Raw genomic sequence first — 13,236 nt, 5'->3', positions numbered from 1 at the left:
CCCAGCGCTGCCACCGCTTCCCGTGCGCGGGGGCGGGAAGTGATCCGAACCCCTGTCGATCGACCCCCGCCCCTGCATAGGCTGTGCGGGTGACTCAGCCCGCAGCGCCTGCCTACCTCCGCTTTCCGCACCCGCACGGCGAGTTGGTCGCCTTCACCGCCGAGGACGACGTGTGGCTCGCCCCGCTCGACGGCGGCCGGGCCTGGCGGGTCAGCGCCGACAACATGCCGGTGAACCACCCGCGCATCTCGCCCGACGGCACCACCGTCGCCTGGACGTCCACCCGCGACGGCGCCCCCGAGGTGCACATCGCCCCCGTCGACGGCGGCCCGGCGAAACGCCTCACGCACTGGGGCAGCCTGCGGACCCAGGTGCGCGGCTGGACCCCGGAAGGACAGGTCCTCGCCCTCAGCACCTACGGCCAGGCGAGCCTGCGCCGCAGCTGGGCCCGTGCCGTCCCGCTCGACGGCGGACCCGCCGCCACCCTGCCGTACGGGCCCGTCGGCGACGTCGCGTACGGCCCGCACACCGTGCTGCTGTCCGCGCCGATGGGCCGCGAGGCCGCCTGGTGGAAGCGCTACCGGGGCGGCACGGCGGGCAAGCTGTGGATCGACGCCGAGGACGACGGCGAGTTCGTACGCCTGCACAGCGACCTCGACGGCAACATCGAGTACCCGTTCTGGGTCGGCGAGCGGCTCGCCTTCCTCTCCGACCACGAGGGCACCGGCGCCCTCTACTCCTCCCTCGCCGACGGCTCCGACCTGCGCCGGCACACCCCACTCGACAGCTTCTACGCCCGGCACGCCGCCACCGACGGCAGCCGCGTCGTCTACTCGTCCGCCGGTGAACTGTGGACGCTGGACGACCTGGACGGCGCCGAGCCGCGCCGGCTCGACATCCGGCTCGGCGGTTCGCGCGTCGACCTCCAGGCCTACCCGGTCAACGCCGCCCGCTGGTTCGGCTCCGGGTCCCCCGACCACACCGCCCGCGGCAGCGCCGTCGCCGTGCGCGGCGGCGTCCACTGGGTCACCCACCGCTCCGGTCCGGCCCGCGCACTGGCGGCGACGCCCGGCGTCCGCACCCGGCTGCCGCGCACCTTCCGCGCCGACGGCGAGGAGTGGGTGGTGTGGGTGACGGACGCCGAGGGCGACGACGCCCTGGAGTTCGCGCCGGCCACCGGCCTCGCGCCCGGCGCCACCCCGCGCCGCCTCGCCGCCGGACAGCTCGGCCGGGTCCTGGGCCTGGCCATGGCACCCGACGGCAGCCGGGCCGCCGTCGCCTCGCACGACGGGCGCGTCCTGCTCGTCGAGCGCGAGACCGGCGAGGTCCGCGAGGTCGACCGCAGCGACAACGGCGACGCCTCCGGCCTGGTCTTCTCCCCCGACTCCGCCTGGCTCGCCTGGTCCCACCCCGGCCCCGACCCGCTGCGCCAGCTCAAACTCGCCAACACCACCGACCTGTCGGTGAGCGAGGCGACCCCGCTGCGCTTCCGGGACTACTCGCCCGCCTTCACCCTGGACGGCAAGCACCTCGCCTTCCTCTCCACCCGCTCCTTCGACCCGGTCTACGACGAGCACGTCTTCGACATGGCCTTCGTCGAGGGCGCCCGCCCGTACCTGATCACGCTGGCCGCGACCACCCCGTCGCCCTTCGGCCCGCAGCGCCACGGCCGCCCCTTCGAGACCCCGGACCGCGAGGAGACCCCCGACAGCGAGGGCACCCCGACCACCCGGATCGACATCGAGGGCCTCGCCGACCGCATCGTGCCCTTCCCGGTGGAGGCCGCCCGCTACTCCCGGCTGCGCGCCGCCAAGGACGGCGTCCTGTGGCTGCGCCATCCGGTCATCGGCGTCCTCGGCGCCTCCCGGGCCAACCCGGACGACCCCGACCCGCACACCGAGCTGGAGCGCTACGACCTCGCCCAGCAGCGCGTCGAGCACCTCTCGGGCGACGCCGACCACTTCGAGGTCAGCGGCGACGGCAAGCGGGTGCTGCTGTGGACCGACGGACGGCTCAAGGTCGTCCCCAGCGACCGGCGGGCCTCCGGCGACGAGGACAGCGACACCAACATCACCGTCGACCTGGGCCGGGTCCGGCAGACCGTCGAACCGGCCGCCGAGTGGCGCCAGATGTTCGACGAGACCGGCCGCATCATGCGGGACAACTTCTGGCGGCCCGACATGAACGGCGTCGACTGGGACGGCGTCCTCGACCGCTACCGCCCCGTCCTGGACCGCCTCGCCACCCACGACGACCTGGTCGACCTCCTGTGGGAGGTGCACGGCGAGCTCGGCACCTCGCACGCCTACGTCACCCCGCGCGGCGGCCACGGCGGCGGCGCCCGGCAGGGCCTGCTCGGCGCCGACCTCTCCCGCCACGAGGACGGCACCTGGCGCATCGACCGCGTCCTGCCCTCGGAGACCTCCGACCCCCAGGCCCGCTCCCCGCTCGCCGCGCCCGGCGTCGCGGTGCGCGCCGGTGACGCGATCGTGGCGGTCGCCGGGCAGCCCGTCGACCCGGTCACCGGACCCGGCCCGCTGCTCGTCGGCACGGCCGGCAAGCCGGTCGAGCTGACCGTCTCCCCGGCCGGCGGCGGCGAGCTGCGGCACGCCGTCGTCGTCCCCCTCGCCGACGAGGAGCCCCTGCGCTACCACGCCTGGGTCGCCGACCGCCGCGCCCACGTCCACGAGAGGTCCGGCGGCCGGCTCGGCTATCTGCACGTGCCCGACATGGTCGGCTCCGGCTGGGCCCAGCTCCACCGCGACCTGCGCGTCGAGGTGGCCCGGGAGGGCCTGGTCGTCGACGTGCGCGAGAACCGCGGCGGGCACACCTCCCAGCTCGTCGTGGAGAAGCTGGCCCGGCGGATCGTCGGCTGGGACCTGCCGCGCGGCATGCGGCCGTCCAGCTATCCGCAGGACGCGCCCCGCGGCCCGGTCGTGGCCGTCGCCAACGAGTTCTCCGGCTCCGACGGCGACATCGTGAACGCCGCGATCAAGGCGCTCGGCATCGGGCCGGTCGTCGGCACCCGCACCTGGGGCGGCGTCGTCGGCATCGACAGCCGCTACCGGCTGGTCGACGGGACGCTGATCACGCAGCCGAAGTACGCGTTCTGGCTGGAGGGGTACGGGTGGGGCGTGGAGAACCACGGCGTCGACCCGGACGTGGAGGTTCCGCAGCGCCCGCAGGATCACGCGGCGGGGCGCGACCCCCAGCTGGACGAGGCGATCCGGCTGGCACTGGAGGCGCTGGAGGCGACGCCCGCGAAAACCCCACCGAGCCTGCCGTAGCCGCCGGCACTCGCAGCCGTCGGAGCTGCGGGCAGTCGTGCCTCCCCCAGTGCCCGAACGGCCTGGGCGGTACCCCCAGAGGCGGCACGATTGCCCGCGGCTTGACGGATAGCATGCCCCCAGAAGATCACCACCGTAAGGAGCGCCCATGTCCGGCGAGCCACAGGACGACTGCCTGTTCTGCAAGATCGTCGCGGGTCACATCCCGGCGACGATCGTCCGCGAGACGGACACCACCGTCGCGTTCCGCGACATAAACCCCCAGGCGCCCACCCACGTCCTGGTGATCCCCAAGGCGCACTACCGCGACGCCGCCGCCCTCGCCGCCGGCGCCCCGGAACTCGCCGCGGACGTGCTGCGCGAGACCCAGGCCGTCGCCGACGACGAGAAGCTGGACAGCTACCGCATCGTCTTCAACACCGGCACCGGCGCCGGCCAGACCGTCTGGCACGCCCACGCCCACGTCCTCGGCGGCCGGGGCCTCGAATGGCCCCCCGGATAACCCGGCACGCCCACGATGTCCGTCCGTGAACTCGTCGTCCTCGGCACCGCCAGTCAGGTCCCGACCCGGCACCGCAACCACAACGGCTACCTGCTGCGCTGGGACGGCGAGGGCATCCTGTTCGACCCCGGCGAGGGCACGCAGCGCCAGATGCTGCGCGCCGGGGTCGCCGCCCACGACCTGAACCGGATCTGCGTCACGCACTTCCACGGCGACCACAGCCTCGGTCTCGCCGGTGTCATCCAGCGCATCAACCTGGACCGCGTCCCGCACGAGGTCACCGCCCACTACCCGCGCTCCGGGCAGCGCTTCTTCGACCGCCTGCGGTACGCCACCGCCTACCGCGAGACGGTCGCCCTCACCGAGGCTCCGGTCGACGCGGACGGGCCCCTCGCGGTCACCCCCGCCTACACGCTGGACGCCCGCAGGCTCTCGCACCCCGTCGAGTCGTACGGCTACCGGCTCACCGAGCCCGACGGCCTGCGCATGCTGCCCGAGCGTCTGGCGGCGCACGGCATCAAGGGCCCCGACGTGGGCCGCATCCAGCGCGAGGGCGAGCTGAACGGCGTAGCGCTGGACGAGGTCAGCGAGGTCCGCCGCGGCCAGCGGTTCGCGTTCGTCATGGACACCCGGCTGTGCGCGGGGGTGCACGAGCTGGCCGAGGGATGCGACCTGCTGGTCATCGAGTCGACGTTCCTCGACGAGGACGAGGAGCTCGCCGCCGACCACGGCCACCTCACCGCCGGGCAGGCCGCTCGGGCCGCCCAGGACGCGGGCGTGCGGCACCTGGTCCTCACCCACTTCAGTCAGCGCTATGCGGACCCGGAGGAGTTCGAACGGCAGGCACGGGCCGCCGGCTACGACGGTGAGCTGACCGTGGCCCACGACCTACTGAGAGTCCCGGTTCCGAAGCGTCGGTGAAACCGCCGTACCATGCTCTGATGCCCCTGCCCATAGCGGAACTGCACCTCCATATCGAAGGCACCCTGGAGCCGGAGCTGGCTTTCGAGCTGGCCGCCCGCAACGGTGTCGCCCTGCCCTACGCGGACACGGACGCCCTGCGCGAGGCGTACCGGTTCGAGGACCTCCAGTCCTTCCTGAACCTGTACTACGAGCTCATGGCCGTCCTGCGCACCGAGCGGGACTTCGAGGACCTCGCCAACGCCTACCTGGCCCGCGCCGCCGCGCAGGGCGTACGGCACGCGGAGATCTTCTTCGACCCGCAGGCGCACCTGGCCCGGGGCGTGGGGATGGGCACGGTCGTGGAGGGCCTGTGGCGGGCGCTGGGCCGCAGCCGGGAGAACCACGGCGTCTCCACCCGGCTGATCATGTGCTTCCTGCGCGACGAGTCCGCCGAGTCGGCCCTGCAGACCCTGTACGCGGCGAAGCCGTACCTGGACCGCATCACCGGCGTCGGCCTGGACTCCGCCGAGGTCGGTCACCCGCCGGTGAAGTTCCGCGAGGTGTACGAGGCCGCCGCCGCCCTCGGGCTGCGCCGCGTCGCGCACGCGGGTGAGGAGGGCCCGCCGGCGTACGTCACCGAGGCCCTGGACGTGCTCGGCGTCGAGCGGATCGACCACGGTCTGCGCGCGATGGAGGACCCGGCGCTGGTCGAGCGGCTGGTGCGCGACCGCGTCCCGCTGACCCTGTGCCCGCTGTCCAACGTGCGGCTCCGCACGGTCGACACCCTCGCCGACCACCCGCTGCCCGCCATGCTCGACGCCGGGCTGATGTGCACGGTCAACTCCGACGACCCCGCTTACTTCGGCGGCTACGCGGGCGACAACCTCGACGCCGTGCGCGCCGCGCTCGGCCTCACCGAGGAGCGGCTGCGGGAGCTGGCCCGCAACTCTTTCCTCGCCTCCTTCCTGGAGGACGACGAGGAGCTGCGGGCGCGCTACCTGGCCGAGGTGGAGGCGTACGCGTTCCCGACGGCGTAGGACTCAGCCCGTCCCGGACCCCGGTGTGGCCGCCGCCGCCCGGGGTCCCGCCGTGTCGTAGGCGCGCTGCACCGGCACGGCCCGGGCGTCCATGTCGATCTGGACGACCGGCTGTTCCATGGCGCCGACCTGGGGCACGGCACCGCTGGGCGTGCCGGTGGCGGCGGCGACCAGGGCGGCCGGGGTGCCGCCGCGGCGGCGGATCGCGCCGGGCAGCAGTGGGCGCCCGCCGGTGTGCAGGGCGACGGCCGTCATCGGCACGGCGGCCAGCAGCAGACCGGCGCCGAGGACCAGGCCCATGCCCGCGTAACCGGCCTGCGCCGAGAGCACACTGCCGGTCAGCGGCCCGGCCGCCGTGCCCAGCGAGGACGCCGACCCGACGAGCACCGCCCACCGGCCGCGCGGGTCGAGCGAGGCGGCCAGGCCGATCAGGTACGACAGGACGACCGGGTACAGCGTGTTCCAGGCGATCTCCCCGGTCGCGAACGTCGTGGGGGAGGTCGCGGACGCGCTCACCGCGATGCAGCCCGCGATCAGTACCGTGCCCGCGCCGATGGGCATCGCCCGTCCCAGCCGCGGCCCGAGCGCGCCGGCCACCAGGACGCCGACCAGTCCCGCGCCCAGCGCGACGGCGAAGACGACCCCGAGGGTGGCGTCGCCCAGACCGGCCTGCGTCAGCCCGATCCGGCCGCTGACGCCCCACAGGGAGTTCTGCGCGAGGGACCAGCACAGCACGGTGGCCGCGAGGACCAGTCCCGAGCGGCGGCGGGGGAGCGGAGTGGTGGGGTTCGTGTCGTGCGCGGCCGGCGACGTGGCCGTCCCGCCCGGCAGGCGGCCGGTCAGCGGCCACACCGCGAGGGCGGTCAGCGCGATCGCGGCCAGCGGCAGGCCGTGCGCCCGGCCGAGGTGCGGCACCGTCAGATACACCGCGCCGGCCAGCGCGGACACCGTCAGCAGGCCCAGCGTGGAGGCGCGGTGGGGGTCGTGCTCGGCGGCGATCCGGGTGGCGGCGACCGTGGTGGCGGTGCCCGACCCGAAACCGCCGAGGACCGCGCCGGCGACGACGGCCGGGACGGCGGTGGTGAGCGCGGCGGAGCCGTAGCCGACGACGGCCAGGACGAGCCCGAACCGGGCCAGCGTCCGGGCGCCGATCCGCTGCACCCGGGAGGCGAGGAGGAAGCCCGCGGTCGCCGAACTCAGCAGCAGCGCACTGCCGACGGCGCCCGCCTGCGTGGCGGTCAGCGGCAGGCCGGTGTCCAGTCTGCCGACGGTGGTGGGGAGCAGGTAGGGAGGAAGGTACCCGGCCGTGAAAAGGGCGACGAGGGGCCAGGGAGTGGTGCGGGGGGCGAACACGGGCGTTCCCAGGGCATGCGAAAGGAAGGGGGGAGGGTGAGGGGGCGACGACCGTCGACGGACAGGAACGCGCGCGCAATTTGTATCAAGCGCGGGGAGGCGGAAAACAGGCGAGGGGGTGTGATCCGGGCCACACCTGTGTTTGGGGTTCCAGTGCCCGGGTAGAAGGGCGCGTCACCGCCAGTGGACCGAGCCGCCTCCGGCCGGAATTGTCGCCTCCACCTTGGCCCGGATCTCCCGCATCACCGCGACGATGCGCGCCTCGTGATCCGGCGTCAGGCGGGCCACCGGCACCGAGCAGCTGATGGCGTCCAGGGCCGGGACCTCGTAGCGCAGCGCGAAGCCGAAGCCGACGATTCCCGTCACGCCCTCCTCGCGGTCGACGGAGTAGCCGCGCTCCCGGATCTCGGCGAGGTCGGCCGCCAGGGAGTCCCGGCCGGCGTGCGTGTTCGGGGTCAGTACCTCGTACGGGCCCTCGGGCAGTTCCGCGTCCGGCCGCTCCGCCAGCAGTGCCTTGCCGAGGGCGCCCACGTGGGCGGGCAGTCGGCGCCCCACCCTGCTGATGGTGCGCAGGTACTCGTGCGACTCCCGGGTCGCCAGATAGGCCACGTCGTGCCCGTCGAGCCGCCCCAGGTGGATCGTCTCGCCCAGCGCCTCGGACGCCTCGTCGAGGTACGGCCGCACCACCCGCACCCGGGGGTCGGAGTCGAGGTAACTGGTGCCGGTGAGCAGGGCGTGGATGCCGATGCCGTACAGCGAGCCGGTGATGTCGGTGCGCACCCAGCCGCGCGAGATCAGGGTCTGGAGCAGCGCGTACATCGAGCTGCGCGGCACGCCCAGCTCGTCCGCCAGCTCCTGGAGCCGGGCCGGGCGGTCCCCGCGCGCGGCCAGCACCTCCAGCAGCTCGACCGTGCGCGCCGCCGACTTCACCTCGCGGACGCCGCCTGCCGCGCCCCCTGTCTCCGACATGTGCCGATCGTAAACGGACGCCGCCGACCCATTGACGACTCCCGTCCGCCTATCTAATCTCCATCTTCATACGTGGACGGCATCTACATACGGAGACGGCGATGAGTGTGGCTTCCGATACCGGCACCGACCCCGTGACGGCCGTGGTCCGGCGGTTGCGGGAGGGGATGGCGGACAGGGTGCTGTCCTTCCCGCTGACGAGCTTCCGCGACGACGGGTCACTCGACCCCGACGGCTACCGGGCCTACGTCGCCGAACGCGTCGCCGCCGGTCCCGGCGCGGTCTTCCCCGCCTGCGGCACCGGCGAGTTCTTCTCCCTCGACGAGGACGAGTACCGCCGGGTCGTCACCATCGCCGTCGAGGAGACGGCCGGCCGGGTGCCCGTCGTCGCCGGCGCCGGATACGGCTGGGCGCAGGCCCTCCGGTTCGCGCGCATCGCCGAGGACGCCGGCGCCGACGCCCTCCTCGTCATGCCGCACTACCTCACCGCGGCCCCGCAGGAGGGCCTGGTCGCCCAGCTGGAGCGGATCGCCGCCGGCACCCGGCTCCCGCTGATCGCCTATCAGCGCGGCCAGGTCACCTACACCGCCGAGTCGGTCCGGCGCATCGCCCGCCTCCCCGGTGTCATCGGCCTCAAGGACGGCCACGGCGACCTCGACCGCCTCCAGCGCACGGTGCTCGCCGCCCCCGAGGACTTCCTGTTCTTCAACGGCGCCGCCACCGCAGAGGTCCAGGCCCGCGCCTACGCCGCCGTCGGCGTCCCCGCCTACTCCTCCGCCGTGCACGCCTTCGCCCCCGAGATCGCGAACGCCTTCCTCGCCGCCCTGCGCGACGGCGACAGCGGCACCGTCGACAAACTGCTGCGCGACTTCTACGTGCCCCTGGTCGAACTGCGCGACCGCGTCCCCGGATACGCCGTGTCCCTCGTGAAGGCCGCGGCCCGGCTGCGCGGCTGCCCGGTCGGCCCCGTGCGCGCCCCGCTCACCGACCCGTCGGCCGCCGACCTGGCCGAACTCAAGACCCTGCTCACCGCCGGACTCGCCCTCGTAGGAGCCGCCCTGTGAACCTCACCATCACCGACGTCCGCCTGACGCCGATCCTCGTAGCCGACCCGCCGCTGCTCAACACCCAGGGCGTCCACCAGCCGTACACCCCCCGCCTGATCGTCGAGGTGGAGACCGCCGACGGCGTCACCGGCGTCGGCGAGACCTACGGGGACGCCAAGTACCTCGAACTGGCCCGCCCCTTCGCCGACAAGCTCGTCGGGCGTCAGGTGAGCGACCTCAACGGCCTGTTCACCACGGCCGACCAGGTCGCCGTCGACTCCTCCCGGGTCTCCGGCCAGGTCGACGTCGGCGGTCTGCGCGGCGTCCAGACCGCCGACAAGCTGCGCCTGTCCGTCGTCTCCGGCTTCGAGGTCGCCTGCCTCGACGCCCTCGGCAAGGCGCTCGGCCTGCCCGTGCACGCGCTGCTGGGCGGCAAGGTCCGCGACGCCGTCGAGTACAGCGCCTACCTGTTCTACAAGTGGGCCGGCCACCCCGAGGGCGTGGCGTGCGAGCAGGACGACTGGGGCGCCGCCCTCGACCCGGCGGGCGTCGTCGCCCAGGCCCGCGCCTTCACCGAGCGGTACGGCTTCACCTCCTTCAAGCTCAAGGGCGGCGTCTTCCCGCCCGAGGAGGAGATCGCCGCGATCAAGGCCCTCGCCGAGGCCTTCCCCGGCCACCCCCTGCGCCTCGACCCCAACGGCGCCTGGTCCGTGGAGACCTCCCTGGAGGTCGCCGCGGAACTCGGTGACCTCCTGGAGTACCTGGAGGACCCCGCGCTCGGCACCCCGGCGATGGCCGAGGTCGCCGCGAAGACCGGGGTGCCGCTCGCCACCAACATGTGCGTGACGACGTTCGCCGAGATCCGGGAGGCGTTCACCAAGGGCGCCGTCCAGGTCGTGCTCTCCGACCACCACTACTGGGGCGGGCTGCGCAACACCCAGCAACTCGCCGCCGTCTGCCGCACCTTCGGCGTCGGCGTCTCCATGCACTCCAACACCCACCTGGGCATCAGCCTCGCCGCCATGACCCACGTGGCGGCCACCGTCCCGAACCTCCACCACGCCTGCGACTCCCACTACCCCTGGCAGTCCGAGGACGTGCTCACCGAACGGCTCACCTTCGACGGCGGCAAGGTCACCGTCTCCGACGCCCCCGGCCTCGGCGTCGCACTCGACCGCGACCGGCTGGAGTTCCTGCACCGCCGCTGGCTCGACGACGACGGCACCCTCCGCGACCGCGACGACGCGGCGGCGATGCGAGTCGCCGACCCGCAGTGGGTCACCCCGTCCGTCCCCCGTTGGTGAACCGCCCCTTCCCCCTTCCCCTGCCACGACCGGAGCCGCTCGTGTCCGCAGCAGTCAGTCCCGAGGTGCATCCCCCCGCCGTACAGTCCGCCGTCCGCAAGATCTTCCGCCGCGTGGTTCCCCTCTTCTTCGTCATGTTCGTGGCGAACTACATGGACCGCGTCAACCTCGGCTTCGCCCAGGACGAACTGAGGGCCGACGTGGGGCTGTCGGCCGCCGCGTTCGGACTCGGCGCCGGCATCTTCTTCATCGCGTACGCCCTCTTCGAGGTCCCCTCCAACATCCTCATGGAGCGGTTCGGGCCCAAGGTGTGGCTCACCCGCATCATGATCAGCTGGGGTGTCGTCGCCACCGCGATGGCCTTCGTCGACAGCGTGGAGATGTTCTACGCCCTGCGCTTCCTGCTCGGCGTCGCCGAGGCCGGCTTCTTCCCGGCGGTCATCTACTACTTCAGCCGCTGGCTGCCCGACTCCCACCGGGGCCGCGCCACCTCGGTCTTCCTGATGGGTTCCGGCACCGCGACCGTCATCGTCGGCCCCGTCTCCGGCGCGCTGCTGGAGATGCACGGCGTCTGGGGCCACTCCGGCTGGCAGTGGATGTTCTTCGTGGAGGGCGTCTTCTCCGTCGTCCTGGGCTTCGTCGTCTACCGTTTCCTGGACTCCGGGGTCGAGCAGGCGACCTGGCTGACCGACGAGGAGAAGACCGGCCTGATCGCGGTCATCGACGCCGAACAGGACGAGCGGGACGCGCGGCGTGGCGAGAAGGCGGCGAAGGTCTCCCGCTGGAAGCTCCTCGCCGACCCGCAGATGCTGCTCTTCCTGTGGATCTACTTCGCCATCAACGTCGCCCTGTACGCGGTGACGTTCTGGCTGCCGTCGATCGTGGACGACATCGGCCGGCTGAGCGACTTCCAGGTGGGGCTGCTCACGTCCGTGCCGTGGCTGTGCGCGATCGGCGCCCTGTACGTCAGCGGGCGGATCTCCGACCGCATCGGCAAGCGCCGGCCCGTCCTGATCACGCTGCTCGTCCTCGGCGGCTGCGGCACCCTGCTGGCCGTGTTCGTCTCGCCCTGGGCCGGTCTGGGCGCGCTGTGCGTGGCCGCGATGGGCTTCAAACCGGCCTCCCCGGTCTTCTGGACCATCCCGCAGAGCTATCTCGACGCCCGGGCCGCCGCCCCCGGCATCGCACTGATCAACTCCATCGGCAACCTCGGCGGGTTCGTCGCCCCCACCGCCTTCGGGATCATCGAGGACACGACCGGTTCCACCAAGGGCGGCCTGGTCGGGCTCACCGTCGTGGGCTTCCTGGCCGCGCTCAGCGTGCTGCTGGTGCGGGGCGGCGGCCGCAACGACCGGGTCCGCACCCGACCGGTGGGGAAACCGGCCGCGACGGCCCCGGAGACGACCCCCGGCGCGGCCCGGACCACCCACCCCGGGCCCGCGACGGCCTGACACCCACCGGCGCGAACGCCACCGGGTTGTCGGCGGCGTGGTGCACACTGGCCTGATCCGCACCATGCCAGGGAGCGCACCGTGACAGCGTCCACCGTGTCCGCGGCGTCCGACGGGACCGTCATGACCGCCGTCTCCGCCGACGAGAGAACACACCGCCACCTGCCGGACGAGGGATCGCACCGACACCCACAGGTCGACCCCCTGGCCGCCCTGCGCACTCCGCAGGACCCGCCCTGGGACGTCTATCTCACCGGCACCGTCTTCCTCGACGTCATCTTCACCGGGCTCGACTCCGCCCCGGTGCGCGGGACCGAGTCCTGGGCACGCGGGATGGGGTCGAGCCCGGGCGGCGTGGCCAACATGGCGACCGCGCTGGCCCGCCTCGGCCTGCGCACCTCGCTGGCGGCGGCCTTCGGCGACGACCATTACGGCGACTACTGCTGGGACGCGCTCGCCCGGGGCGAGGGCATCGACCTGACCCCCTCGCGCACCGTGGCCGGCTGGCACTCGCCGGTCACGGTCTCCATGGCGTACGAGGGGGAGCGCACGATGGTCTCCCACGGCCACGAGCCGCCGCCTCAGGAGCCGTCCCCCGACTGCCCGCCGCGGGCGCGTGCGGCCATCGCCTCCCTGACGCCCGGCGTCCGCGCCCCGTGGATCGCGCAGGCCGCCGCGCAGGGCACCCGTATCTTCGCCGACGTCGGCTGGGACGACACCGGCGCGTGGGACCTGGCCGGGCTGGCCGACCTCGCACACTGCGAGGCGTTCCTGCCGAACGCGGAGGAGGCCATGCGCTACACGGGCGCCACGTGCCCCCGCGCCGCCGCGCACGCCCTGACCGAGCACGTGCCGCTCGCGGTGGTCACCCTCGGCGCGGAGGGTGCCTACGCGGTGGACCGTCGGACGGGGGAGAGCGCCGAGGTCCCGGCCATCGCCGTGGAGGCCCTGGACCCGACCGGAGCCGGGGACGTCTTCGTCGCCGGGTTCGTCACCGGCACCCTGGCCGGCTGGCCGCTCGCCGACCGCCTCGCCTTCGCCGGCCTGACCGCCGCCCTCTCCGTCCAGGAGTTCGGCGGCTCCCTGTCGGCGCCGGGCTGGTCCGAGATCGCGACCTGGTGGCGCAAGGTCCAGTCGGTGGAGGGGCAGGACCCGACGGCCCTGCGCCGGTACGCGTTCCTGGCGGACCTGGTCCCGGACGAACCGGTCAGGCCGTGGCCCCTGCGACGAGCGGTCCCCACCATCGGCTTCCGCCGCCCGACCTGACCGCCCGTCCCGAGGGCTTCCTCAGAACCCGAGCCGCCGCAGCTGCTTCGGGTCCCGCTGCCAGTCCTTGGCGACCTTCACGTGCAGGTCGAGGCTGTGTCGATGTGCGGCTGCCGCC

The 13,236-nt window shown here is 73.5% G+C and carries 10 protein-coding genes; 8 read left to right on the top strand and 2 right to left on the bottom strand.

Annotation, left to right across the window (positions count from 1 at the left end):
* Positions 1–83: 83 nt before the first annotated feature.
* The 4 genes from ACIRG6_RS02840 (at position 84) to ACIRG6_RS02825 (ending at position 5,729) form a co-directional block, all read left to right on the top strand.
* Positions 84–3,287, top strand: coding sequence for a S41 family peptidase (locus ACIRG6_RS02840; protein WP_364679550.1), 3,204 nt, complete (start codon positions 84–86; stop codon positions 3,285–3,287).
* Positions 3,288–3,435: 148 nt separating this feature from the next.
* On the top strand, positions 3,436–3,789 hold the full coding sequence (locus ACIRG6_RS02835) for a histidine triad nucleotide-binding protein (protein ID WP_225635900.1): 354 nt from the start codon (positions 3,436–3,438) through the stop codon (positions 3,787–3,789).
* 15 nt (positions 3,790–3,804) lie between these two features.
* Entirely contained in the window at positions 3,805–4,710 is a 906-nt protein-coding gene (locus ACIRG6_RS02830) for a ribonuclease Z (RefSeq protein WP_364679547.1), read from the top strand.
* A 20-nt stretch (positions 4,711–4,730) separates the two neighbouring features.
* The gene (locus tag ACIRG6_RS02825) at positions 4,731–5,729 is read left to right on the top strand and encodes an adenosine deaminase (RefSeq protein WP_403320390.1); all 999 of its coding nucleotides are present in this window, start codon (positions 4,731–4,733) and stop codon (positions 5,727–5,729) included.
* A gap of 3 nt (positions 5,730–5,732) precedes the next feature.
* Here the strand turns inward: ACIRG6_RS02825 and ACIRG6_RS02820 are convergent, their stop codons facing one another.
* Together ACIRG6_RS02820 and ACIRG6_RS02815 are read right to left on the bottom strand one after the other, a co-directional pair.
* Positions 5,733–7,082 (bottom strand): MFS transporter, encoded by a 1,350-nt coding sequence (locus ACIRG6_RS02820; RefSeq protein ID WP_403320388.1) that lies wholly within the window; start codon positions 7,080–7,082, stop codon positions 5,733–5,735.
* Positions 7,083–7,256: 174 nt separating this feature from the next.
* Entirely contained in the window at positions 7,257–8,051 is a 795-nt protein-coding gene (locus ACIRG6_RS02815; RefSeq protein ID WP_403320386.1) for an IclR family transcriptional regulator, read from the bottom strand.
* A gap of 101 nt (positions 8,052–8,152) precedes the next feature.
* Here ACIRG6_RS02815 and ACIRG6_RS02810 point away from each other — a divergent pair, with 101 nt between their 5' ends.
* From ACIRG6_RS02810 to ACIRG6_RS02795, 4 genes are all read left to right on the top strand, one after another.
* The gene (locus tag ACIRG6_RS02810) at positions 8,153–9,115 is read left to right on the top strand and encodes a 5-dehydro-4-deoxyglucarate dehydratase (RefSeq protein WP_403320383.1); all 963 of its coding nucleotides are present in this window, start codon (positions 8,153–8,155) and stop codon (positions 9,113–9,115) included.
* Positions 9,112–10,401: a glucarate dehydratase family protein gene (locus ACIRG6_RS02805; RefSeq protein ID WP_403320380.1), complete on the top strand. Its 1,290-nt coding sequence runs from the start codon at positions 9,112–9,114 to the stop codon at positions 10,399–10,401. The genes ACIRG6_RS02810 and ACIRG6_RS02805 overlap by 4 nt, the downstream gene beginning before the upstream one ends.
* A 65-nt stretch (positions 10,402–10,466) precedes the next feature.
* On the top strand, positions 10,467–11,852 hold the full coding sequence (locus tag ACIRG6_RS02800; protein WP_403320757.1) for an MFS transporter: 1,386 nt from the start codon (positions 10,467–10,469) through the stop codon (positions 11,850–11,852).
* 123 nt (positions 11,853–11,975) lie between these two features.
* On the top strand, positions 11,976–13,118 hold the full coding sequence (locus ACIRG6_RS02795) for a carbohydrate kinase family protein (protein WP_364679712.1): 1,143 nt from the start codon (positions 11,976–11,978) through the stop codon (positions 13,116–13,118).
* Positions 13,119–13,236 lie beyond the last annotated feature (118 nt).

The organism is Streptomyces flaveolus (genome assembly GCF_044765825.1).
Lineage (GTDB): Bacteria > Actinomycetota > Actinomycetes > Streptomycetales > Streptomycetaceae > Streptomyces > Streptomyces flaveolus.
This window is presented reverse-complemented; position numbering and strand designations above follow the sequence as displayed.